Source organism: Clostridioides sp. ES-S-0005-03, assembly GCF_020658455.1.
Lineage (GTDB): Bacteria > Bacillota > Clostridia > Peptostreptococcales > Peptostreptococcaceae > Clostridioides.
Genome location: NZ_JACVWI010000010.1, coordinates 67,739 through 92,678 on the forward strand (window position 1 = coordinate 67,739; position 24,940 = coordinate 92,678).

General features: G+C 27.2%; 30 protein-coding genes. 27 read left to right on the forward strand and 3 right to left on the reverse strand.

Features of this window, described 5'->3' with window-relative positions; genetic code table 11:
- The 15 genes from IC218_RS20220 to IC218_RS20290 all read left to right on the forward strand — a co-directional run bounded on the left by IC218_RS20220 (nucleotide 1) and on the right by IC218_RS20290 (nucleotide 11,840).
- Entirely contained in the window at nucleotides 1-1,383 is a 1,383-nt protein-coding gene (locus IC218_RS20220; RefSeq protein ID WP_227825362.1) for a hypothetical protein, read from the forward strand.
- A 39-nt stretch (nucleotides 1,384-1,422) separates the two neighbouring features.
- The gene (locus IC218_RS20225) at nucleotides 1,423-1,881 is read left to right on the forward strand and encodes a hypothetical protein (RefSeq protein WP_227825363.1); all 459 of its coding nucleotides are present in this window, start codon (nucleotides 1,423-1,425) and stop codon (nucleotides 1,879-1,881) included.
- Nucleotides 1,882-1,924: 43 nt separating this feature from the next.
- Nucleotides 1,925-2,896: a hypothetical protein gene (locus IC218_RS20230; RefSeq protein ID WP_227825364.1), complete on the forward strand. Its 972-nt coding sequence runs from the start codon at nucleotides 1,925-1,927 to the stop codon at nucleotides 2,894-2,896.
- A 25-nt stretch (nucleotides 2,897-2,921) separates the two neighbouring features.
- Nucleotides 2,922-3,491, forward strand: a complete 570-nt coding sequence (locus IC218_RS20235) for a hypothetical protein (RefSeq protein ID WP_227825365.1) — start codon at nucleotides 2,922-2,924, stop codon at nucleotides 3,489-3,491.
- 44 nt (nucleotides 3,492-3,535) lie between these two features.
- A complete protein-coding gene (locus IC218_RS20240; protein ID WP_227825366.1) occupies nucleotides 3,536-4,171 on the forward strand; it encodes a hypothetical protein in 636 nt (211 codons plus the stop codon).
- A complete protein-coding gene (locus tag IC218_RS20245; protein WP_227825367.1) occupies nucleotides 4,164-5,156 on the forward strand; it encodes a hypothetical protein in 993 nt (330 codons plus the stop codon). Before IC218_RS20240 ends, IC218_RS20245 begins: the two co-directional genes overlap by 8 nt.
- A 60-nt stretch (nucleotides 5,157-5,216) precedes the next feature.
- Nucleotides 5,217-5,666: a hypothetical protein gene (locus tag IC218_RS20250; RefSeq protein WP_227825368.1), complete on the forward strand. Its 450-nt coding sequence runs from the start codon at nucleotides 5,217-5,219 to the stop codon at nucleotides 5,664-5,666.
- The gene (locus IC218_RS20255) at nucleotides 5,666-6,466 is read left to right on the forward strand and encodes a hypothetical protein (protein ID WP_227825369.1); all 801 of its coding nucleotides are present in this window, start codon (nucleotides 5,666-5,668) and stop codon (nucleotides 6,464-6,466) included. Before IC218_RS20250 ends, IC218_RS20255 begins: the two co-directional genes overlap by 1 nt.
- Nucleotides 6,467-6,506: 40 nt before the next feature.
- Nucleotides 6,507-7,322: a hypothetical protein gene (locus IC218_RS20260; RefSeq protein WP_227825370.1), complete on the forward strand. Its 816-nt coding sequence runs from the start codon at nucleotides 6,507-6,509 to the stop codon at nucleotides 7,320-7,322.
- Between the two features lie 98 nt (nucleotides 7,323-7,420).
- Complete coding sequence (locus IC218_RS20265) at nucleotides 7,421-8,200, forward strand: phage tail domain-containing protein (protein WP_227825371.1); 780 nt, start codon at nucleotides 7,421-7,423, stop codon at nucleotides 8,198-8,200.
- 13 nt (nucleotides 8,201-8,213) lie between these two features.
- Nucleotides 8,214-8,663 carry a hypothetical protein gene (locus tag IC218_RS20270; RefSeq protein WP_021383057.1) on the forward strand — a complete coding sequence of 150 codons (450 nt, stop codon included), beginning with the start codon at nucleotides 8,214-8,216 and terminating at the stop codon, nucleotides 8,661-8,663.
- The gene (locus IC218_RS20275) at nucleotides 8,664-9,098 is read left to right on the forward strand and encodes a hypothetical protein (RefSeq protein ID WP_227825372.1); all 435 of its coding nucleotides are present in this window, start codon (nucleotides 8,664-8,666) and stop codon (nucleotides 9,096-9,098) included. It begins immediately after the preceding gene.
- A gap of 89 nt (nucleotides 9,099-9,187) precedes the next feature.
- Entirely contained in the window at nucleotides 9,188-10,225 is a 1,038-nt protein-coding gene (locus IC218_RS20280) for a YHYH domain-containing protein (protein WP_227825373.1), read from the forward strand.
- A gap of 85 nt (nucleotides 10,226-10,310) precedes the next feature.
- Entirely contained in the window at nucleotides 10,311-10,514 is a 204-nt protein-coding gene (locus IC218_RS20285) for a DUF4236 domain-containing protein (protein ID WP_021383048.1), read from the forward strand.
- A gap of 165 nt (nucleotides 10,515-10,679) precedes the next feature.
- Nucleotides 10,680-11,840 carry a cell wall-binding repeat-containing protein gene (locus IC218_RS20290; protein WP_227825374.1) on the forward strand — a complete coding sequence of 387 codons (1,161 nt, stop codon included), beginning with the start codon at nucleotides 10,680-10,682 and terminating at the stop codon, nucleotides 11,838-11,840.
- A 75-nt stretch (nucleotides 11,841-11,915) separates the two neighbouring features.
- Here IC218_RS20290 and IC218_RS20295 read toward each other — a convergent pair whose 3' ends face one another.
- Nucleotides 11,916-12,167: a hypothetical protein gene (locus IC218_RS20295; RefSeq protein WP_227825375.1), complete on the reverse strand. Its 252-nt coding sequence runs from the start codon at nucleotides 12,165-12,167 to the stop codon at nucleotides 11,916-11,918.
- A gap of 180 nt (nucleotides 12,168-12,347) precedes the next feature.
- Here IC218_RS20295 and IC218_RS20300 point away from each other — a divergent pair, with 180 nt between their 5' ends.
- The 5 genes from IC218_RS20300 to IC218_RS20320 all read left to right on the forward strand — a co-directional run bounded on the left by IC218_RS20300 (nucleotide 12,348) and on the right by IC218_RS20320 (nucleotide 15,181).
- Entirely contained in the window at nucleotides 12,348-12,635 is a 288-nt protein-coding gene (locus IC218_RS20300) for a hypothetical protein (RefSeq protein ID WP_227825376.1), read from the forward strand.
- Nucleotides 12,636-12,878: 243 nt separating this feature from the next.
- Nucleotides 12,879-13,052, forward strand: a complete 174-nt coding sequence (locus tag IC218_RS20305) for a hypothetical protein (protein WP_227825377.1) — start codon at nucleotides 12,879-12,881, stop codon at nucleotides 13,050-13,052.
- Nucleotides 13,053-13,648: 596 nt separating this feature from the next.
- Entirely contained in the window at nucleotides 13,649-14,566 is a 918-nt protein-coding gene (locus IC218_RS20310; protein WP_021425205.1) for a histidine kinase-, DNA gyrase B-, and HSP90-like ATPase, read from the forward strand.
- Nucleotides 14,567-14,580: 14 nt separating this feature from the next.
- The gene (locus tag IC218_RS20315) at nucleotides 14,581-14,853 is read left to right on the forward strand and encodes an STAS-like domain-containing protein (RefSeq protein ID WP_021425083.1); all 273 of its coding nucleotides are present in this window, start codon (nucleotides 14,581-14,583) and stop codon (nucleotides 14,851-14,853) included.
- 169 nt (nucleotides 14,854-15,022) lie between these two features.
- Entirely contained in the window at nucleotides 15,023-15,181 is a 159-nt protein-coding gene (locus IC218_RS20320) for a hypothetical protein (RefSeq protein ID WP_227825378.1), read from the forward strand.
- A gap of 342 nt (nucleotides 15,182-15,523) precedes the next feature.
- On the opposite strand, the gene IC218_RS20325 is transcribed toward IC218_RS20320, so the two are convergent.
- Nucleotides 15,524-16,396 carry a helix-turn-helix transcriptional regulator gene (locus IC218_RS20325; RefSeq protein WP_227825379.1) on the reverse strand — a complete coding sequence of 291 codons (873 nt, stop codon included), beginning with the start codon at nucleotides 16,394-16,396 and terminating at the stop codon, nucleotides 15,524-15,526.
- A gap of 268 nt (nucleotides 16,397-16,664) precedes the next feature.
- On the opposite strand from IC218_RS20325, the gene IC218_RS20330 reads away from it, so the two are divergent.
- The 5 genes from IC218_RS20330 (at nucleotide 16,665) to IC218_RS20350 (ending at nucleotide 21,525) form a co-directional block, all read left to right on the forward strand.
- Nucleotides 16,665-17,495: a phage antirepressor KilAC domain-containing protein gene (locus IC218_RS20330; RefSeq protein ID WP_227825380.1), complete on the forward strand. Its 831-nt coding sequence runs from the start codon at nucleotides 16,665-16,667 to the stop codon at nucleotides 17,493-17,495.
- A gap of 321 nt (nucleotides 17,496-17,816) precedes the next feature.
- Entirely contained in the window at nucleotides 17,817-19,004 is a 1,188-nt protein-coding gene (locus IC218_RS20335; RefSeq protein WP_021383144.1) for a hypothetical protein, read from the forward strand.
- Nucleotides 19,005-19,024: 20 nt separating this feature from the next.
- Nucleotides 19,025-19,798: a hypothetical protein gene (locus tag IC218_RS20340; RefSeq protein WP_227825381.1), complete on the forward strand. Its 774-nt coding sequence runs from the start codon at nucleotides 19,025-19,027 to the stop codon at nucleotides 19,796-19,798.
- Nucleotides 19,799-19,906: 108 nt separating this feature from the next.
- Nucleotides 19,907-21,343: a zinc-ribbon domain-containing protein gene (locus IC218_RS22345; protein ID WP_227825382.1), complete on the forward strand. Its 1,437-nt coding sequence runs from the start codon at nucleotides 19,907-19,909 to the stop codon at nucleotides 21,341-21,343.
- Nucleotides 21,344-21,381: 38 nt separating this feature from the next.
- Nucleotides 21,382-21,525 (forward strand): hypothetical protein, encoded by a 144-nt coding sequence (locus tag IC218_RS20350; RefSeq protein ID WP_227825383.1) that lies wholly within the window; start codon nucleotides 21,382-21,384, stop codon nucleotides 21,523-21,525.
- Between the two features lie 37 nt (nucleotides 21,526-21,562).
- Here the strand turns inward: IC218_RS20350 and IC218_RS20355 are convergent, their stop codons facing one another.
- The gene (locus IC218_RS20355; protein WP_227825384.1) at nucleotides 21,563-21,766 is read right to left on the reverse strand and encodes a hypothetical protein; all 204 of its coding nucleotides are present in this window, start codon (nucleotides 21,764-21,766) and stop codon (nucleotides 21,563-21,565) included.
- Nucleotides 21,767-21,946: 180 nt separating this feature from the next.
- Here IC218_RS20355 and IC218_RS20360 point away from each other — a divergent pair, with 180 nt between their 5' ends.
- On the forward strand, nucleotides 21,947-23,032 hold the full coding sequence (locus tag IC218_RS20360; protein WP_227825385.1) for a WG repeat-containing protein: 1,086 nt from the start codon (nucleotides 21,947-21,949) through the stop codon (nucleotides 23,030-23,032).
- A 56-nt stretch (nucleotides 23,033-23,088) separates the two neighbouring features.
- Nucleotides 23,089-24,705: a phage tail tape measure protein gene (locus IC218_RS20365; protein WP_227825386.1), complete on the forward strand. Its 1,617-nt coding sequence runs from the start codon at nucleotides 23,089-23,091 to the stop codon at nucleotides 24,703-24,705.
- Nucleotides 24,706-24,940 lie beyond the last annotated feature (235 nt).

A 24,940-nucleotide genomic window follows, 5' to 3' on the forward strand; every position in this document is an offset into this window, starting at 1 on the left:
TTGAAAGTAGTTAGTATTCCATGTGGATTTGAGACATTTTCTAATGAAGAAGATGATAGAAAATTAAATGTAAAACTAAAAATTTTACATGAAGGCAAAAATTTAAATAAAACTAAGTTTGATTTACCAACTATAAATGAAGCAGAATCAACTTTATCAGATATACCAATACTTGGATATATAAAATATGATGAAGAAGAAAATGCAGTAGATTTTGATGAACACAATATGATAACTAAAGTTGTAAAGGATGATGATGGTTATTCTATAGAGTATAAATTCTTAGAAAGACCACTTGGTGTGATTCCAAATAATACTGAAATAACTTATACAGAAGAAGATGGAAAGACATATCTAAATTGTACAGGGCTTATTTGGAAACACTATTCAAATTCAGCATATCAATTATTGACAGAGTCAAAGTCAAAAAGTGTGAGTATGGAAATAGCAGTTGAAGATGGAGAAGTTGATAAAACTGATGGATATTATAATATTAAAAGATTTAGTTTTTTAGGAATTACTATTTTAGGAGATGATGTTGCACCTGGAATTGAGGGAGCATCTATAAATACATATAGTAATTTTTCAAAATATAAAAAAGCAATTTATGATATTTGTAAAGAAATGTATTCATTTAAAGGGAAGGAGGAAAATGTGTTGGATAAAAAGAAAAATGATTTATTATCAATAGAAGATATAGATATTTCTATTAATAGTCAATTAAAAAATAAGATGGTTGAGGTTGAAGACCCTTATTGGGGAGGTAGATACACAGCAAGAGAATATTATTTAAGAACTATTCTACCTGAAGAAAAAATAGCTATATTAGAAGATAACATAAATTATTGTAATTATTATGGTGTACCATATTCTATAGATGGAGATGATGTTGTTTTAGATTATGAAAACAGAAAATCATATATAGAAGAATGGAGAGAGAAAAAAGAAGAAGAAGTTATAGAAACTTTTTCTAAAGAGGATACTTTAAAAGAATTAGTACTTGAAAAGTTTAGTGAAAAAGAAACTGAGATAAAAAATCTAACTGAAGAGTTGGGAGTTTTAAGAAAATTCAAGGCCGATAAAGAAATGGAAGAATATAAAGTAGAAGTTTCTAGTATTATCTCAGAGTTTAATTCTTTAACAGAAGATGAAGTTAAGACTTTTAAAGAATCCGCTATAAACAAAGAGTTATCTTTAGAGGATTTAAGGAAAGAGTTAAGTTTACTTGATTATACTAAGTTAAAAGAAAACACAAAGAAATTTAATTTTGATAAGGGACTTATAGTGGAAGAAGCAAAGATAAATTATTCATCTACATTAGAAGATGAAAATAAAAATACAAAATCATATGAACAAATATTGAAAAAACACTCAAATAAGTAGTGTTTATTTTTATGAAAAAATAAAAAAGGAGATATAAAAATGGCAGATAAAGCGATATTAAATTGTGATATAGACAAGTACCCAGATGTTGTAACAGCAAAAAATGGAAGTGATGTACTAGAAAATGGTGCAATAGTAGCGTTAGGTGGCTTAGTAGATTCAGAGCTAGGAAACGATTGTTATAAAATAGAAAAGTTATCAGAGGGATGCAGATTTGGAATTTTAGACAGTGTTGCACTTCAATATGATGAAAGATTAGATGAAAGAGATTATGAATTAAAAGCAAATGAAATAGATAGAGTCAGATTACCTCATAAGGGATTATGTATGACTTTAGCTAAAAAACATTTTGATGGTGTTGTAGCTGTTGGGGATGAATTAGAACTTAAAGCAGATACATATAAGTTGACAAAGAAAACTACTGGAATAGTAGTTGCAAAGGTTGAAGAATTATATACTTTTAATGGACAAGATTCAGTATATGTATCTTTTATATAGAAAATAAAATCATAATAAATAATTAATGGAAGGTGGAAAAAATATGGCTATAGATATAATAGCATTAAAAGATTTATCAAGTGATATATTAAATGGAAAAGTAAAAAATTATGCTCAATGTGAAGATGCATTAAGAAAAGAAATAATAGATATATGTGGAGGGAAATGGGGACAATATACGTTCTTTGAAAATAAATATAAGATATTTCAAATATTATCTGAAACAATAACTGATAAAGTAAATAGATTAACTGAAGAAGCATTTTCAGATTTTTGTGATGTGGAAAACTTTGATTTAGGCAATAAAAAAGAATTTACAGTTAAAAATACTGATTTATTAAGAATTGCAAATATAGCTGAAGGTAAAAATAGTACAAGAAGACAAAGACTATTAGGTAAAAAAGTTCCTACATCTGCATTTAAATTAGCAATAGCTATATATGAAGAGTTTGATAGATTTATAGCTGGAAGAATAGATTGGTCTGAAATGGTAGATAGAGTATCTTCTACATTCCAACATCATATAGCAGAGGCAATAGCATCTACTATGGAAGGGGCTTACGCATCTGTGCATACTAATTTAAAAACTAGTGCTGCTTATTCAGATAAGGACTTAAAGAAAATAGTTAATAAAGTAAAAGGTGCTACTGGACAATCTGTTGCTATATATGGAACTCCAGAAGCAGTAGGAAATATAGAAGGTGTTGGAGCTGACTTAGATAAAGATGACAAAAGAAATTTTGGTTATGTTAAAAACTTTAGTGGAACACCTGTAATAGAATTACCTAACTATTATGATGCTGAAAGAGATAAATGGGCATTAAGTAATAGTATTTTATATGTTATACCAAACGATGAGAAGATAATCAAATTAGGATTTGAAGGCGACACAATGATAATAGAAAATACTGATGGAATAGCTAGAGATGACCAACAAATAGAGATGTTCATGTCAAGAAAAATGCATTTAGGTGTTGTTGTTGCTTCTAAATTTGGAATGTATAAAATACAATAATATTATTTAGAAGGGAGATTTTTTAATGGCTGCTAAGACAAAAAAAGATGTTTCAGAGGAAGTTGAACAAATAAAAACTTCTAAAAAAACATATAAAGAATTAAGAAATGAACTGAGGAAACTCAAAGATGAAATAGAAGTAGAGATAATGAACTTAGATACTGGAACAGTTTTATATAGAGATAGAGATGAAAGATTAGTCTTTGAAATGAATAAAGTGGGAGAAAAGACATTTATTATACTATCTGACTTATATGAAATATCAAACAAACATAGAGGTTATTTTGAAAACTATCTTATAACTATAGTGGATGTTGATAGTGATTATTATACTGTTGAGGATATATTAGAGTATTTAAGTTTAAAAGATGTTTATGAAGGTCTAGGTGGGTATGATTTAGATTACATAAATTATATATTATTAAAATTAGATAATGATAGATTTATGAATATAGTTGAAAAAGCTAACTATGGTTTAATAGAGTGTTTAGGCTCAAGAGTAATCGAATTATATAAAAAGGGTAAGTTTGATTCTCATTATAAGGAACGTTTAATAGCTACTAGACTAGGCTTACAAAGCTTATTTGAGGATTAGGGTGGTGTTATACATCATCTATTTTATAAAAGAGTGGTGATGATATGGCTACGCCAGTAAAAGAGATATATAAGCAATTTCTTTCTCTAATAAATGATGAAGAGATGCTATTACTTGAAGAGGAAATAATTGAGGATATGATGTATTCATATCTTCAAAAGGCTACATTTGATTTTTATGAATGTAGAAAAGATTTGTCTATAATAGGACAAGAAGAGTCTTGTATTACAATTCCAATTGACCAATTGGAATTTATTATTGAATATAATAATAAATTTGCAGAAATAAAACTAATAGGAAAATATACAGATAAAGAGTATGAAATCAATAAAGATTATATTGTAGAGTTTAGAGAAGAAGACTGTATAATAACCTTTGAAACAGAAACAGAAGAAGAAATCTTATTTAAGAGTAAATATCTAGGAGAAATAATTTCAGACCTTAATTTAGATGAAATAATTATATTAGCTTATGGAATGATGATTTGGTGGCTTCAACCTAAGATTCTTAGAGAAGAAAATTTAAAACAGATGTTAACTGACTCAGATTATAATACTAAGTCTGGTGCTAATATGTTAGCAAAGCTTTGTTTGTTAGAAGTTCAAATTAGAGAGCAACTTGCCAAATACAAGACAAGATATGTATATAAAGGTTTTAAAGGTTGGGATAAAATTGAATAGTTATATTAGTAATTATAAAAAAAGAATTGGACTAGGATGCTCAACTCCTAAAGAAAAAAGAATATTACAACTGAGATTAAGTTTTAAGAAATATTTAAAAGAAACACCAACCTGTATTGAAGTACCTATAACTGATATAGATGAAGTTTGTATAACAGAAGATACTAAAAGAGCTATAGTTGCAATTAATGATATAACTAATAATGATAAAAGGTCACTAGATGAAAAAAATCTATTAGTTGAATCGGATTTAAATGTAGATGTAGGTTGTTATCTTTTTTATGATAATTGTTACTGGCTGACTATATTTAAAGAACATAAAGAAATGGATACATATAAGCATTTTATAATAAAAAGATGTAATCAATTCTTTAATTATAAGTATAAAGGTCAAACATATAAAATTCCTCTCTCAGTAGAAAACTTAACTTTATATTCTGATGGTATGGCAGATAATAAATATACATCTGTAGCAGATACAAAAAGACAACTTTATTTTGGAAGTAATCATATAACTAAAACTATAGATATTGACACTAGAATAATGTTAACTGGTAAAACTGTATTTAGAGTTACATCGGTAAATGACTTTGAGTATAATGGCAGAGAAACAGGCTCAGATGGACTTATTAAAGCTATATGTTTACAAGATGCTTTAATTTCAAAAGATGATACAATAAATAATATTGCTTATAATGAGTTATCTGAAAATGATAATGTAATTATCCCATTTAGTAAGATTATGGGTGAAGAATTTATTAATCTAGGCGAAGAAAATGAATACACTATAGACCATGCTCAAGGTGTTGAGTGGCTCTTAGAGAAGCAGTATAACTATTGTAACATAATTAATCAAGATGAGAAATTGTGCGTCTTACAATCTAACACACTAGCTAAATATTCTGGCTTAGAAGTACTGCTATTAGCTAAAGATAAAGATACAAATGAAATAATAGATACTAAAAAGATAATGCTAAGGGGGTAGATATTATTAGTTTATATGGATTTCCCTAACAAGTTAATTTCAAATATTGGAACAACTCTAATGTCAAATCAAGACTTCGCTAAATTTATGATTTATAATGATGAATGCCAAGAAGATATTCTATCCATGCCTGATATAAAAAACCCAGTTAAAGAGCTTAGAAACAAGAAGGTATTTCTAAATAGAAGAGTGGAAAAAGTATTAAAAGAAGCAGATATATCAGTTTTCATAATTATGTCAGAGTATAGACCATGTTCTGAGGGAAGTAGGACAGTTAAAAAAACAAAGATAGAAATTGGTGTTGTCTGTCATGATGAATGCCAAGATACGGCAAATGGCCTAAGAGATGTTGCGTTGATGTGTTGCATAGTCGATATAATAACTCAAAATGAGGAAATAGCTGGTATAGGTAAGATTAAGTTAGAAAATGTATATCAAATGTATAATTTAAGTACTGATTATAATGGATTTGTAATAACTGTATCTGCTGAAAGTTTTGGTGATATGTAATGTTAGAAAATTACTATATTACAGGACTTCCAATTAAACTAGGTGAAACACTAGGAACTATATATCAACCTACTATTGAAGAGCTTATTAATTCAGATATGGCTAATTTAGAGCTGGTCAACCCGTTTCTAATACTTGAGAAGAGTTATTCTCAGCTATGTAACGAGGAATCATTTGAACTAAAATGTAAATATGACACTATACCCATTTTAGATTTAATGATATTAACATCAAGGAAAAACTCTTCTGAGAAAGTTGAATTACTTAGTGATAAAATAAAAAAATCTTTATCTATATTATATAAAACTGATATTAAAAATATTGAGTATATGAATAATATTAAAATTGGTATTTTAATCAAATCAGAAGATAAGAAGAAAAATGCTTTTATAAGCAGAGAAGATTTTGGACTAGTATCAGATTTAATTTTAGAAATGTTTTGTATTGATAAAAAAAGCTTCCAAGATGATGAAGATAAATGGATTGAAAATACTGGTTCTGAGAGAGAAAGAAAGTTAATTGAACACTTCAAAGAAAAGGAAAGAAAAAAAAGAGAAAAAGAAGCATATCATTTATGTGATTATATAAATATAGTTCAAAATATAGATGGGCATATTCATATAAATGAAATATTAAAAATGACTTATTGGCAACTGATTAATATTTATAAGACTAAAATTCAATTTAAGAATTATAATGAAAACTTAGGTTATGCATGGTCTTTTAAATACCAAATTGGAGCAGATAAGATGAAACATTGGTCTAAAGAAATAAAAATACAAACTAGCACTGTTAAATAACAGTATTATTTTTATGTAAAAATGAGAGGATGATTAAATAATGAGATTTGCGATAAAAGATGCAAGTAATATAATAGTAAAAAATAAAACAACTGGAGAACCACTTTTTTATACAGCAGATTTAAATGCTTTTAACTTTAAATTGGATTCAGAATCAGTTTATGCTAAAGCGAAAGGTGCGAATGCCATTGCCTTTGATGGGAGCGTGACTTGTAGTTTAGCACTTGAGCAAGAGGTAATACAAATGCCACAACTGGCAATGCTATTAGCTTCTGATATGGTTGAAGAATCTGCTAAGGTTGGTAAAAGAAAATTATTAACTTCTGATGCTACTAAGAAAGTTACTTTAGAAAATGTAAAACCAGTCACTAATAGTATATCTGTATATAGTGTTGAAAAAGATGGTATATCTTTAGTTAAGAAATTACAATTTACTTCAACTGTAACAGGTTCTAATACGGAGATAACAATATCTACTGCTGATTTTAATGCAGGAGATAAGGTAGCAGTATTTTATTTAGAAGAGTTACCAAAAGCAAAAGTTATAAAAATAAAAGAAGAATCTACTGCTCCAAACTATGTAGTAGAGGCAGATGTTATGGCTAAAACTGCTGATGGTGAATATATGGTATTGTACATGACTATTCCAAATGCAAAAGCACAAAGAAGTATAGAATTAAATCTTACTGCTGAGAATCCATCTGGATTTAATATGACACTAGATGTTTTACCAGATGAAAATAAAGAATATGTAACATTTGCATTTGTTGGAAATGAAGATGTTAGCCCTGTTAGAATGGCCTCTATGTTAGGTGCTGAATTAATAGATGAAAAGGATGTTAAATCTAAGAAATAGTGAATTGCCCTACTCTTAATTGAGTAGGGGTTATTTTTTTACGTTTAAATATAATTTTAATCGGATTTGAACTTAAAAAAATGAAAGAAGGTGATAAATTGGTATTTTTAGATGATAAGTTTTTATTTGATAATATCTCAAGCGAATCTATGAACATCAAGTTGGTTACATTGGGTGATGATGATATTTTAAATGAATATGGGTTACCTTATGAAGAAGCAATTAAATCTGATAATACTTTTAATAAGAATCCTTGTTACTCGGAGGATGAAACTACTATTGAACCCATAACATTACAATTCTGTTTGTGTAGTGAACATGGAGAGGCTTATGAGTGGGATGATTATACTTTAGAGAATATATGTAATTGGTTTTGGCAGAGAGAATTTAAACCATTTATATCCTTTGACAATATAGAAGAAATTTATTATTTGAAGGCAAGAAAGATAACAAAAAAGTATACAAAAGATAAGAAAGGTGTATTGGAAATAGAGTTTCAGCCCTATACGAATTATGCATATAGAAATTTCCAGAAATCAATAACTGTTAAAGATACAAGGGAAATTAAACTAAATAATGTATCTAATGTAGATGAAGAATATGCCCCAGTGATTGATATTGAATGTTTGAAAGATGGAGATATAACTATTAGAAATTCTACTATCAGTGAAGAAGATAGTTTAGTTATAAGTGGATTAGAATTAAATGAGAAAATAACAATAGATAATTTATACTATACTGTTTTAAATGACAATGGAGAGAATAGATTTAATTTTGTTAATAGAAAGTGGATTAGGTTAAGAAGAGGTGTAAATATATTGAAATTTACTGGAAACTGTAAAGTTTCTATTAAGTGTAAATATCCAATAATAAAATAAGGGAGAGATAGATATGAATAAGATACAAGTAGATAAATTAATGCAAGATGAGGTTAGAGCTATTATACCTATTGTAGATGAGAATGGTAAAGAGGAGTACATAGAGGTTAGAAATCCTGATAAGAAAACTAAGGAAGAGATATTAAATAAAATATGGGCTGGTATGGAAAATCCAGATTTAGCATTGTCTCAAGAAGATATTCTTAAAATGTTGGTTGATGAGTTGACTAATATAGAACTAAATATTGAAATAGAAAATTTAATAAATGGTAATATATCTAGTGAATTAGAAACTGTGATGTATCACATAGGTCAAATAGAAAATGAATTAACTGCATCTTTATTAATGAATACTGAGGTTAAGTTAGGTCAGTTAAAAAATGAAATGTTACAAGATAGAGTACTTAAAGAGACTGAGGAAATTGAAAAGATGAATAATATCAAAGATAAGGTAGTGAATTAGATGGTATTTAAATCATTAGACGAAGTAGTTGCTTATACTAAAGTTAAGATTGCTGCATCTATGCCAGAAGTTGGAGAAGAAATGAAGGAAATTATGAAAGAAGAGGTAGTTAAACAGGCTTATGGAAGTTTTATTCCAACTATTTATGAAAGAACAGGAGATTTATTAGATGCTTCCGAAATAGCTGAGATTACTGCAAATTCTGTTACATCTGAGATAAAAGATAATGGAGGATGGAGTTCTCTTAGAGGTGGTCATTTCTTCCCTATGTATGGATTTGAAGGTGGTAGTGTTTGGAATCATGGTAGCACTAAAGAAGAGCCTAAGTTTAGACCCAAGACAAATATAATGAGTGAAAGTGAAGCTAAAGTGATAACTAAGATACCAAAGTGCTTTAAATCTAAAATGAATGAATTAGGTGTACCATTAGGATAAGATTTTATCTTTGTCGAATTTTAGTGGTTTAAACATAATATATTGACTGATATAATAAAATCATAGAATATTTTAGGGGGAAATATATTATGTTTAAGAAAAAGTTAATAGCTGTAATAATGAGTTTGGCTATGATTAGTATAGGGAGCTTTTCATATGCACATTCAGGAAGAACTGATTCATCTGGAGGCCATCGTGACAATAAGAATAAATCTGGATTAGGAAGCTATCACTATCATTGTGGTGGTTATCCAGCTCATCTACATAATAATGGTGGTTGTCCTTATACTAGTGGAGTAAGTAGCTCTGGAACAACAACCACTTCAGTTAATAATGAAGAAAAACAAAAAAAATCTGTTGGAGAAAAAGGATATAATCAAGGATACGAGGATGGGTATAAAGGAAGTTATAGTTCAGCAAGTTATAGTGGAGATTATAGTGATACATATGAATCAAAGTACTCAGAAGGATATGAAAAAGGAAAAGCTAAATTAGAAGAAGAAGAAAAGGCAGCTGAAGAGGCTGGATATAATTTAGGACTTACAGGTGTTAAATCTAATAATACATATGAAAAAGAAGCTTTAAAAAGTGCTTATGATACTGGATATTCGAATGGATACAATGAATATAAGACTAAAAAGATAGAAGAATATAAAGCTAAAGGAATAGAGGATAGTAATAAAGATAAAGAGAAAATGACATTTGAAGAAAACATAGATTCTGAGTTTAAAGATGCTTATAATAGTGCTTATGATGAAATACAAGAACAATTAAAAAATGATTATAACACTAAAGGATTTGAGAGTGCTATCAAAGGAGAAAAGTTTGATACATCAACTATAGGTAATGTTAAATATTCTAATTGGCTTAAAGAAGGATATGATAATGGTAAAGTTAAACTACCTAAAGTAAAAGAAAGTGTATATAATCAAGGTTACAATGAAGAAGATTTTAGTGTACCAAGTGAAATGAAGTCTATTGAGACTAAGTTAAAAGGTGTATATGATGAAGGGTTAGAAAAAAGAGAAGAAGAGAAAAGTAGAAATATTACATATGGTGTTGGAGCTGGAACTGTAGTGGTAGCTGCTGGAGTAGTATATAAAAAGAAAAAGCATAAAAAGATATAGATACTAGATATACCAATGATGACAAGTATATGACAAGCAAAATTTTAAGTATATTTATTTGAAATATATAAGGGAGGTTGTATCTGTGGGATTTAATTTTAGAAAAAGCATAAACTTAGGTGGTGGAGTAAAATTAAATTTAGGAAAGAAAAGTGTAGGGATAAGTGCTGGTGTTAAAGGTGCTAGAGTCTCTGTTAATTCAAAAGGAAGAAAATCAGCTACATTGAGTATACCTGGGACTGGAATATCATATACAAAAACAAGTACAAAAAAACGTAAACCTAAATAAATACCACTAAAAATAGACTGTTATAGATGGTCTATTTTTATTTTATGGATTTAAAAAAATAAAAGAATTTTGAAATAGAAACTAATTTTATAAAGGAAAATCACTATTAATGTAGAATTATAATATCTGAGTAATATTATAAAAAATTTATAGGGGGATTTTATTATGAAATTAAGCAAAAAATTGTTAGCAATAGGGATATCTATTCCATTATTGATTGTTAGTTGTCCAACATCAAATGCTCTTAGTTCTATTAGTTCAATAAAAGGTGTAAATAAATATGAAACAGCAGGTCTTATAGCAGATAAACAAAGCTACGACACTGCTATACTTATTAATTCTGAAAATGGATTATCTGATGGATTATCTGCAAGTGGCTTAGCAGGAGCTAAGAATGCACCAATATTATTGACTAAGAAAGATACAATACCTTCAGAAACATTAAAGCGATTAGAAAAAGTTAAAGATGTATATTTAATTGGAGGAGAAAAGTCAATAGAAGCATCAGTTCAGAAAGTGTTAAGTGATAAAAAAATAAGTATAAATAGAATAAGTGGAACTGATAGAATAGATACAAGTCATAAAGTTGCAAAAGAAATAGGAAGTGTAAATGCTGCTAAAAAAGTAATATTAACTAATGCTTTTAAAGGTGAACCAGATGCTATGAGTGCTGCATCTGTAGCCGTTAGAGATAAGGCGGCTATAGTGTTAACTGATGGAAATACTACGAACTTTGCTACAGATGGAGTAGAAACTTATGCAATTGGTGGAAAAGCTAGTATGAGCGATAAATTAATAAATGAAACTAAGGCAACAAGAATAGGTGGAGTGGATAGATACGATACAAATAAACAAATAATAAATAAATTTTACAATGGTTCAAAAGAATTTTATATAGCAAGTGGAACTGATTTAGTTTATTCTTTAGTTGGTTCTACAATTGCACAAAAAGCACCTATTGTGTTAGTTGGAAATGGAAGTAATAAGAGTATATTAAAAAATGCAAGTAAAATAACTGCTATTGGAAATATTGATGATAGTGTTATAAAACAGTGTTTAAATATAACTAATAATATTGGTGATTCAAATACAGGTATTGTAAAAGATACTAACTCAAATAATACAAATAAACCAAGCAATGAGCCTAGTTCTAATAACTCTGGATTAACTGATAAGAGCATAGTATATGTAGTTCCTAATGGAAAATCATATCATCTAACAAAAAATTGTTCTACATTAAAAAGAAGTAAAACAATAAATAAAGTGACATTAAAACAAGCTAAGTCACAAGGTAAAACAGACCCTTGTAATGTTTGTGTAAAATAATACATTAGCAAAACATATATTACTAAAGACAATCAATTAAGGTTGTCTTTTTTATTGAAGAAATATAAATTTATATTACATATTATTAAAAAGTAAATTATGAATTATAAAAATAATAAAAACGATAAGTATTAAAATTCCAATAGACATTTGTATTTTTTTATTATTTTTATAATTTATCCATGTCATTATACTTAATAGAGTTATAAATAATAAGATTATAACTGTTAATGGTATTTTAATTATATTTAATAATTCTAAAATTACTAATATCATTGATATTACTGAAATTATTAATGCTAAATCAGATAAGGATTTATTTTTCATAAGATACCTCCAGTTTATATTATATATTTATTATAAACTAATAATGATTGATTTGAAATTATTTTAATATAAACTAGTAATTTCAATGATGACAGAGGTATGACAGACATAGTTATGAGTATGAATATTTGAATACAGAGAGGTATCTGTATTTTGTTTTTATATTAAGGAGGTGTAAGTATGGAGTTAATACTTAAATTTAAAGATATTCATGAATGTTTAGATTTTACTAAAGAGTTTAATTGTCTTTATAAGAATAATAAAATTTTCAAAAATAAATCATTATTCAATGAAGTCAATATTCCAAAACATTTAATATATAATTATAATGATGAAATTTGGACTGGAGATATAATAAAAATGGCTAATCAGGCAAAGAAAAATGATTACAGTTTCTTTATGTTTAACAATATAATTTATTTTGTAGATGATGAATATATAAGTTATAAAATAGGTCTTAGAGATTAAATTTGATAATTTATAAGACGTTCATTTATTATTATATTATAGAAAATCTAATGGGAACAGAGATGTGACAGCAATAACTTTAAAATAAATTGGGTTACATATAAAAAAATAAATAGATTATATTTTTCTTTCTAAGTATACCATTGAGCTTTATTTATATTTTTATAATAGTGATAGTCTTGATTATTCTAGATTGTAGATATATACTTAAAATGAGCCAAACATGTGAAGGTAGGTGATATTATGGCAACAGTGTCATTTGATAAGCGGATAGTCATAAATAAAAAAGAAGAAATAGATAAATTTAATGATATTTACTTATCAGAAAATAAACCGCTTCCAATAGATAAAGATTTAGCATCAAACGAAGCGATGGCTAGAGGTGAGCGATTATTAGAACAATACTTATCTCTTTAAAAAATCTCCTAGAGATGAATTCCTCAGATAGTTTAATTTTACTATCTTTTTTATTGGGAAATATAGTATTTAGATTGTATATTTGATATAATAATATTAATATAGATAAGGCGAGTGGCCATAGTACACATTTTATGATGTGTTTGATTTAAGACATAACTAGTTTCTAGTTTATTAGCGTGAGGCTATAGTACACCTTTAAGGTGTGGAGATAGAATAAACCTTCTATTATTTTAGGATAATGGAAGGTTTATTCTATTGTAATATATTATTCATTAATAGTTTTTTGCAATTCCTGTTATAATATAAATATCAAGATGTATTAATAAATATTAAAGACAATCAATTTAGATTGTCTTTTTTTTAATTGAAGAGATTTCTACATGTAACTGAATTTAAAATTTGAAAACGTAAATGGATTTTTAGATTTCGATAAAATATCAAATTATATTCACAGGAATGTAAAAATATTTTATAGGTTGTATATAATTAAAAGTAAAAGGATAGAATAGTAAATAAATTTAATTAATAAAAATGTTTTTGATTAACTTATTTGTTATAATAATATTAATACTATAACAAATGAGGTGCTTTATATGAATTCTCAGAATATTGAGTGTATAACTTTAAGTAAAATAGGCAACATAAGAGGTTTATTAAATGTATTAGATAAATATAAGGAATTATCAAGTAATGATACTTTATATTTAAACATAGACTGTAATGGTATGATATTTCCTGAATATCTATGTATACTGGTTTCTTGGATTAAATTTTTAGAATATAAAGGAATAAAAGTGGTAAAGAAAATATTGAACGAAAATGATTATGTTTCAAGAATTAATTTTTACAATGAAATTGGATATGATTATATAGAAAATTTTAATAGGCATAATGGAAGTGGAAAATTCATTGAAATAACAAGAATAGACAATACAAATACAAATTATATAGTTAATGATATAATGAATGTAATCAAATGTAATATTGAATTACATGATACTGTTTTTGATTGTCTTAATTATTGCTTATTTGAAGTTGTTGATAATATAAATGAGCATTCAGAATCTCCAATTGGCGGTTACATTGTAGTTCAAAATTACCCTCAGAAAAATATACTAAAAATTGCAATAGTAGATAGCGGGTTGGGTATATATAATACGTTAAAAAATTCAGGAAAAGAAGAATATAAAAATATAAATGAGAGTGATGCTTTAAAATGTTCAATAAAAGAAAAAAATTCAAGGTTTCAAAAGAGGGGGTATGGTTTATATCATACTTCAAATTTTATGAAACACAATAAAGGAATAATGTCTATGCATTCAGGCAATAGTACATTAAGCATTAATAATGGAAAAATAAAAACTTATTCTTCTGGATTTTGGCAAGGATTAATTGTTTACTTTAATATAAATACAAACAAAAGTGTAGATATTAATAATATATTTGATGGAAAAGAAAACATTCCAATCTCTGTTAATGAATCAGATGATATTTTAAATGGATATTTATAAGGAGTGATAAAATTATGATTATAAAGTTTTTGGAATTTGGAAAATCTTTAGGAACAAGACAATTAGGAAAAAAAATAAGAACTGACATAATAAATAGCATCAAAAAAGGGGAAAAAGTAATCTTCGATTTTAATGGTGTATCAATTATCTCAAATTCTTTTGCTGATGAATGTTTTGGTAAGATACTAGAGGAAATGGATTTACAAACATTAGTTAATAATACTGAGTTTAAAGATACAAATGATAATATAAGAATTATTATAAAGTCTGTACTAAGAAAATATTAATATGTTTATATATTTTGTGAAAATGATTTTTTAGGATAGATTAAAAGAAATAATTGATATTATCTTATAAAGTAGTACATATATTTTTTAAAAGTTATAAAAAATAATCCCTTACTATTTTGAATATAAGGGGTTATTTTTATATGTTGAAAATTATAGAGGTGATGACATGGATAGATATAAATTTAAGCCAATACAAGCAACTCCCGAACTATCAGGTAAAGATGCTGAATTATTTATAGAACAAGTATTTACCAAACCAAGTCAAAAGGAAATAGAAAGAAATGAAAGACTGCTGAATAAATTGACCTCGTGTAAGATTCTCTAAGGCTTTATAAAAATGGTTGCTTGTGTTTATACCTTTATTGCTTAGAATCGAACATAAGAAGTTGATTTTTTATACTTAAAGTGTTGGAATTTCAACAAGTGTTCCTGAGAGGAACATTTTGTTTGGTGTTTAGTAACTTCAATGATGACAGAAGTATAGCGTAGATAATTATCTTTGTAGATAGTGTTGTGTTTTTAAAACTCAGTTTAGAGGTTCAGATGTTGTGCATATTAAAATATATAAAAAATGTGGTCAATAAAATAGTGCCACATTTAAAAATGAAAAATATTTTCTTTATCTATTAATTAATATAATATACTTTTATAATAAATTTAAAGACACTTATTTAGATTTTGTGTCTTTTTTTTCATTAAACATACTCATCATGCTACTAAAAGTTTTTAATTCTTCAATATCTAGTTTCTGAGCTTCAAAATATATTTTTCTTAACAAACTGGAATGTTTAGACTGCTTTTCAGAATCACACGATGTTTCTAATTCAACATCTAATATGTCATATTTGTCCACTAGCTGACTATATTCTAGCACAGAATTGAATATATGATCTTTCTTCATATAAGCTTCTATACATTCGTCATCAAGTTCGATAGCTTTTGTATAGCATTTAAGGGCTTTTTTATATTTATTAATATTACAAAAAGCATCTCCTAATTGAAGATAAGCTTCTATACATTCTTTGTCTATTTTTAAAGCCTTTAAATAGTATTCGATAGCTTTTGTATATTTATGAGTACATAAAAATACATTTCCAAGTCCAATATAAGCTCTTATTTCTTGATTGTCAATTTCAATAGTTTTTTCATACCATTCAATAGCTTTTTCATATTTTTCCAATGCAAAATATGAAAATCCTAAATAATAATATAAATCTATATCATTTGAACCATCAGATAATAATTTTTTTGCATATGGTATGTAGTTTCGCCATAAGTCACTGCCATTTGATGTAGATAGTTTACGTTTCATTTCATCTTCTATTCGAGTTATATTACCAGAGTCTATAATATCATCATAGTTAACTTCTAAAGCATTTGCAATATTATTTAAAATATTTATATTTGGAATCCTTTTATCATTTTCATAATTATAGATGGCATTTTTTGAAAGTCCAGATTCATTCGCTAATTGCTCTTGAGTCCATCCTTTTAAAAGTCTATAATTTTTAATATTTTTTCCTATGCTATTGTTGTTCATTAATATCACTCCTCACATTAATTATACAACAAAATCCTACGTTTGTAAAAAATATTCCTACAAAAGGTTGAAAATAGTAAAAAATGGTATTATAATATAATCATACATAAATACAACAAATGTATGATTGTGTATGATTAATATAAAAAGGCTCTACAGACTTTGGCGAGCAGTAGAACCTTTTAAAGAGTTGATATAATCATCAACAAAGTTAATTTGATTATATCAGTCTCTCAGTAAAAAAACAAATAAAAAGGGAGATGTGTGTATGAGTAATGAAAAAAGAAATGAAGTGTTCACAAATGAACAATTGGGTACAAGTGTTAGAACGATAAGTTACGAAGATGGAAGCATAGGTATTAATGCTGAAGACACAGCAATAGGTTTTGGATGGTATCAAACTCAAAATAAGAACGGGAAACAGTATATCTCAATTAGATGGGAAACAATAAATAAATATTGTAAAGAATTTGGTTTCCCCAACAAACTGGGGAAAGATGATTACATACCAGAATCATTGTTTTACATGTTAGGAATGAAAGCTAAAAATGAAGCAGCATTAAAATTTCAAAAATGGTTAGCTACAGATGTAATAACAACTATCCGTAAACATGGAGCATATCTAACTGACACAAAGATAGAAGAAATACTATCTAATCCAGACACAATCATTAAATTAGCAACTGACTTAAAAAAAGAGAGAGAAAAGAGAAAAGTTTTAGAGGCAACAAATAATAAACAGCAACAAATCATAGGTGAACTTAAACCAAAAGCAGACTATACAGATTTGATACTTAGAAATAAAGGATTGGTAACCATAACTCAGATAGCTAAAGATTATGGCATGAGTGGTAAAGCTATGAATAAGAAATTACATGAACTAGGAATTCAGTTCAAACAGAGTGGACAATGGTTATTATATAGTGATTATCAAAGTAAAGGATATACTCATTCTGAAACAATAGATATTGTAAAGGCTGATGGAACTCCTGACATTAAAATGAATACTAAGTGGACTCAAAAAGGAAGATTGATGATATATAAGAAATTAAAATCTATTGGAGTATTACCTATTATAGAACTTGAAGAAGTTTGTTAGGTGAATGATATGAGAGATGAATTGAAAAGATTAATTGATTTATTGGATGATGGAGTTGTGGGTATAGTGTATTCTTTTGTAGCTGTATTTTTCAAGTAATTATATGGAAGGTAATTTAGAATAGAACTAGATTTAGTTAAATATATTGTTAAATAGTATGTATTATATATGTTAAAGTACTTTTATCTATAAATTAGTACTTTAACATACTTAAAATATACTTAAATATGTATAAGACAACTTAAATATGTTAATATATAAAATAAAGAATAAATTGTTTTTATATATTATAATAAATGTTTAATGAATGGAAGTGATAAAATGAATAGATTATTGGCAGAACAAGTTTTTAAGCCAGGTGCTTTTCCAGAATATACATATGTATCAAGAAAATCAACTGATTTAGGTATAGACTATGAACTTAGACTAAGACAAGCCTTAAAGGTTTCTGGTTATTTGACTTCTATAATTGGCCCATCTAAGATGGGTAAGACTGTTTTATGTGAAAAAGTTATAGCTTTAGAAAATCTTATAGAAATGTCGGGAGTAGATTTTAAAGATAGCGAAGATTTTTGGAACATTATAGGAGTGAAAGTGGGTTTATCTGTTAGCGGAGAATTTGGAGAGGTAAACCTAAAGGGAAATATGGAATCAAAAAAAGAAATTAATAAATCTGAAAAATTTGTATTAAATAAAGACAGAGTAATCGAATATTTTAAAGATAATGGACTAGTATTAGTGCTTGATGATTTTCATTATGCTTCAGAAGATGTTCAAATACATATAGCTCAGCAATTGAAAGATGCTATAAGAAAAGAGTTTAAAGCAATAGTAATATCACTTCCTCATAGAGCAGATGATGCTATAAGAAAAAATGCAGATTTGACAGGTAGGATTAACTCAATAAATATAGAACCTTGGAAGGAATCAGAGCTAGAACAAATTGCAATAAAAGGATTTCGAGAACTGGGTATAAATATTAAAAATGATATATCCAGAAAGATATCTATAGAAAGTTTAACTTCTCCTCAATTAATGCAGTATATATGTTTAAGCATATGCACATTAATAGATTCAGATACAGGAAATATTAAAGAAGTGCCAGAAGATGTTTTGGAAATAGCATATAAGTTTACAACTATAAATCTAAATTATAATGATGTTGTAAAAATACTAAAGGAAGGCCCTAATCCAAGAGGAAATAAGAGAAAGTTGTATAAAACTAATATAGATAAAGAACTAGATATATATGGATTAATAGTAGAATCTATAAGGAAAAATCCTCCTTTAGTTGGATTAACATTAGATGAACTTAAAAGAAGAATAGATGATTTAATTATATGTGATATAAAAAAACCAGATAAAAAAACCATTAGAGAATCACTTAATAAAATACAAAATATTATAACTGAAAAGGATGGTATTTATAAAGTACTAGAATGGAAGGATAATGTAGTTCATATTTTAGACCCATTATTTTTATTTTATCTGAGATGGGGAACATATTAATTAGAATGGGGTAAATTAAATTGAGTCAAAAAGTAGAATTAATTTCAAACTTACTTACTGAATTAGAAGCAATGAGTGATATAAGACTAATTAAAGAGTATATAGACAATATAGATAGTTTAAATATTCCTTTTAGCCAAACTGAAAAATCTGATATTGATAGATTATTGATGTATCAAGAAAATGATTTTTCTAATATGGCTACTAGAAAAAGTATCTTATCTGCTAAGTCTAGGTTAATAGCTTACTTAAGGTCATTGATAAATAACATTGCAAATAAAACTAATTTAAGTAATATGGGTGTATTTACTGAAGATGTCACCAAAATGATTATAAGAAATGTGCTGAGTAATTTTTATATGCATATATATGAAATGTATGAAGCTAATACTCATGGGAAGGCACATATAACTAAAGATAAATTAAATGATATAAAAATAGGAAACGAATATGATGTTCAAAGGATTTTATATTCAATTATAAAACCTATTTTTCCAGACTCAAGGGTAGAAGTCAGTGATGATACAGGAAATGCATCTATTAGATATGATATATTCATAGAGCAGTATGACTTAGTTATAGAAGTTAAGTGTTCTAGAGAATCTATGACTGAGAAGAAGTTAACAGAAGAAATAGGCTCAGATGGATTTCACTATAACTATAGGAACATATTTTTCTTTATATATGATAAAAATAGAGTTATAAAAAATAAAGTGGCATTTGTTAATACATATACTAGATGTGATGAAAATAAAAATATAGAAACAATAGTTATTCAACCTATAAATCTATAAATCAATTTAGGGTATTTTCATTTAAATCTACATGATAGACTACATAGAGGTGATTTAGGATAAAAGGAAGGTAATTTAGGTTACCTTCCTTTTGGAGAAGGTGAGATTGTGGTTAAAGATGTTAAGTTGAAGAAGGGTATGTGTAGAGAAGAAGTTAATAGGTTGTTGAAAGAACATGATGTTGATTTAGAGTTAGTTGATGAAATATATGGTGGGAATGGTTTTAATCATAAATGGAAATGTGAATGTGGAAATATAATAGAAAAAAGAATGTGGACAACAGTGAAAGATAAAGGTGCTTTAAGGTGTAATAAATGTAAATACAGTATTATTAAAGAGAAGCATAAAATAGAAATTCAAAAAGATTGTGATTATGAATACATAGATAGTTACTTTAAAGGTGATATATTAGAAAACGGGAAAATATCTAGAACAGTTTGTATTAAGATAAAACATAAGTATTGTAAAAGTGTATATATTGTTAGTGCAAATGCTTTTATAAATATGAAGCAAAGATGTTCAAAGTGTTGTGGTTCATATGAAAACAGTTTTGCACATTATATTGAAAAAGAGCTAGGTGAACCAATAGAAAAATATTGGGATTTTGAGAAAAATAAAGTTAGCCCTTATAATATATGGAAAAATACAAACTCTAAAAATTCTGAAAGAAAAGATATTAGAGTTTGGATTAAATGTATCAAAAAGGATTATCATGGAAGTTATCTGATAAGTTGTGACCATTTTGTTAAAGGAAATAGATGTCCTTATTGTAGAGGATTTAAGATTAGTCCAAAAGATTCTTTTGCTAAATATCATATAGATAATACAGATAAAGATTTCCTTATCAAATATTGGGATTATAATAAAAATAAAATTAATCCATATAAGTTAATGCCTAGCAATAAAACAAAAATTTGGATTATATGTCAGGAAAAAAAATATCATGGAAGTTATCTGATAAGTTGTGACCATTTTAAAATTGGAAAGAGATGCCCTTATTGTAGTGGAAAAAAAGTTAATTTTAAAGACTCATTTGGATATAATTATTTTGATATGGCTCAATCGTGGAGTTTAAGTAACAGTATAAGTCCATTTAAAGTAATGCAAACTAGTGGTAAGAAGTATAAATTTATATGTCCTAAATGTGGAAATGAATTTTTAAGAAGATTATCAGATGTAGGAGAAAGGGGATGTATATGTCCTAAATGTTCTAAAAGTAAAGGAGAAAAAAGAATAGAACAGTATCTTATAAATAATAATATTAAATATAAAGATGAAGTAAAGTTCAAATCTCTAGTTAGTAATTTAGGAAATCCTTTGAGATATGATTTTTATTTAATGGATTTTAATATCTTGATAGAGTATGATGGAGAATTTCATTTTAAGGAGTATTTTGAAGGTCAAAATTTTAATAAAAACTTATTACACGACGAAATGAAAAATGATTATGCTAAAGAAAAAAACATAAAACTTATAAGAATTCCTTATTGGGATTTTGATAATATAGAAGATATATTAGATAAAGAAATAGGAAGTCTACTTTAAGTAGGCTTTTTATTATATTAATTAAAGGAGATGATAATATGAAAATAACATTAGAATTTGATAATATAAAAGAATACAAAGAATTTATAAATATAAATAAGTCTGTAAAAAATAAAAATGAAGAAGTTATGATATGTGATAAAAAAGGTTTGATTATTTTAAATGGGGAAATAAATATATAAATAAAGGGATTTATTATGTATAAACCCTTTATATGTATTAGATATTTTGAACATCACTCTGTTCAACAGCTTTTAATTGAATATTATGACAAGTTGAACAAGTAAAGACTTTGACACCTATCCCAGCATCAGTATAAATTAAATTATCTTTAATATTATAACAACCAAGAAAGAAAAAATTACCCTTTGGGGGGTTATTTATTTCAAAAGTATCTGCTCCACAAAATGGACATTTAGACATAAGAATCCCCTCCTTGAATTAATAGTAGCACAATTTTATGTGTAGTGGTACAAAAATAAACTACTTTCATAGAGTAAATGATGTCGTGGAAATAGGAGTTTTGGCTTCTATTTCCTTTTGTAGTATAAATTTTCCTTTAGACTTGATATAATTGAAGTATCAGAATAGGGGGGAGATATTATGTTTAAGAAGATATTATTAATTTGGATTATAAGTATATTAGGGTTTGGTATTGTGGGATGTAGTGATAGCAATGAAGATACAAATGAAGATATTTATTACTCAGAAAAAAAAATGCATTATAATCCAAATGAAAATGCTTTTAAGGATGGAATAGCAAGAGTTAAACTAAATGGGAAATATGGATATATAGATAAAAAGGGTAATACTGTAATAGAACCAGAATTTGATTATCTTGGATATTTTTTCGATGGATTAGCTGTTTGTCAATTTGGAACTGGAGATAATGAAAAATATGGATATATAAATGAAAAGGGAGACATAGTTATTAATCCTCAATATGATTTAGCATTAGATTTTAGTGAAGGTCTTGCTGTAGTTGAATTAGATGGAAAAGATAAGTATATAGATACAAAAGGTGAAGTTGTAATAAACATTGAAGCTGAATACTTGTCTAAGTTTAGTGATGGATTGGCTGAGATTAGAATAAATAATAAATATGGTTTTATAAATAAAGAAGGTAAAATTGTAATAGAACCTAAATATGAATCAGTAGACCATTTTTATGAAGGTTTAGCTGCCGTAAAAATAAACGATAAAGAAGGTTGTATTGATAAAGAAGGAAATTTTATAATAGAACCGAAGTATGACTCTTTAATGAGTTTTTATGGTGCTTTAGCTTCTGCATACAAAGAGGGTTCATACTTTACTATAGATAAAAATGAAAATGTCATTGCAAAAGAGTCATTACGAAGACCATATACTAAATCAGAGAATTTATTTGTATTTCAAAGTAAAAACAATAAATATGGAGCAATAAATAGAGAAGGAAAAGTAATTATTAAACCTCAATTTCAAAAATTATATAACTTCAGTGAAGATTTAGCTGTAGTTAATATTGGAGATAAATATGGATATATAGATAAAACAGGCAAGATAGTTATTAAACCTCAATTTGAAAGTGCATGTGCGTTTAAAGAAGGATTGGCATTTGTATGTATAAATGATAAATGGGGAGTTATAAACAAGAATGGTGAAATAGTTATTAAACCTAAATATGAAGATATAGCTAGAGTATATAGTTAAATTATTAAGACAGTCAATTGACTGTCTTTTTTATGTAAAAAAAGGAGTGTGATTTAATGTCAGAGTTTAAAATCAGAACTAGTATTGAATTAGATGATGAAAAAGCTAAAAAGCAACTGGCTACTTTGCAGGAATCAACTAAAGGAAAACCTATTAAATTAGATGTACAGATGAACGCTTCATCTTTAAATAATTTAAAACAATTGGAAGCAGTATTAACTAAAATTAATGCTTTAAGTGCAAAGACTCAAAATAGTTTATTTGGAGGAAAGTCATTTAATAATTCTGGTATAAGTAAAGCTTCTAGCCAATTTGCTAAATTACAAAGAGATGCTACGAATTTACAAAGTAAATTAGCTTCATTAGGAAAATCTGGGTATGTAGATACATCTAAGTTAAAAGCATTATCGGGTGATTTAAAAAAAATACAAAATTTAAATTTTAAAAATATGAATAGTAGTGGAATGAACGCTGCTATATCAGGGATGGAATCATTAAAAAATAAATATAAAGAGTTAGAATCAGCTACTAAACAATCTAAATTCAATGCTAAGTTTGATATAAATACATCAAAAACACAAGCTGATTTGGATAGATTAAGACAAAAGGCATTAGAATTAGGTCAATCAACTTCTGGAATTGATAAGCTTGAAGCTAAATTAAAAGAACTTTCTAATTTACCAATGGATAAAAAAGCTAATGAATTAGCTAGAATAAAATCTCAAATAAGTGGTATGAAATCTAGTTTTTCTGGATTAAATACTAGTCTAAAAACTACAAATGGATTTTTCCAAAATTTATATTCTAGTATGAGTACCTTTACTCTTGGAAACATGATTGGTATGGGTATGATGAGTTTTGCTAGAAATATAAAAACTACCATTGTTGAATTAGATAGTAGCTTTAGAGATTTGATGAAAGTTGCTCCAGATAATTTTCGAGGAACAACAGAGGATTTAAATTCACTTAGAGACTCAGCTATTGAAGCTGGAATAAGTGTAGCTCGTTCAAGTACCGATATAATACAAGGAACTGCGAAAGCCCTTCAAACTGGTATAAAAGATGTGAATGATGCTATGGAATATGCTACAAAGTCAGCACAGTTTGCAAATGTAGCAGACTTGTCACAGGAAGATTCTAATACATATTTGACATCAATAATGTCAGCATATGGTGGTGTAGCTAATAGTTTAAAACCTCTTCGTACTGAATTACAAGGTGCAGGAAAAGATTACAATAATCTAACAAAGTTCTCAGACCTTGCCAATTATGCAGGAAATAATTTTGCTGTCACAACTGGGGATATAGGTTCAGCATTACAAAGAAGTGCAAGTGTATTAGCTGGATTTGGAACTTCAATGGAAGATTCAATTGCATTAGTAGTTGGAATGCAGGAAAGTACACAAAATGCAGAAAAGACAGGTACAGCTTTAAAAAGTATTGCAGTGAACCTAGCGGGAGTAAAGGCTTCAGCCAAAGAAGGAACTTTAGAGGCTAATAAAACAAATAAAGCCTTCAAACAACTAGCAAATATAGATATTTGGAATAAACAGACTGGTGAAATAAAAGGAACAATGGATGTTCTAGGGGAGCTAAATACAAAGTGGAAAGACCTTAATGATGACCAAAGAAATGGTATCGCTGAGGCAGCAGCTAAACTTTTGGCGTGTTAAACAGAAATGTTTAATATTATAAGGGGGCAAAATCGGTGAAGGCTGAAATGTTACCACCGAGGTAAATTAAAAAATTAAAGGATTTTAATCACCGTAACGCATAGGAAATGAACCTATGCTATTTTTATGTCTAAAATAGTATAGAATATAATTTTCCCACGAGTGTCCTCCATCTTAACAAGTAATGTTGAAGATGAAAATGTATGCTGAACTTGCATGAATAAGAAGTGTAAGA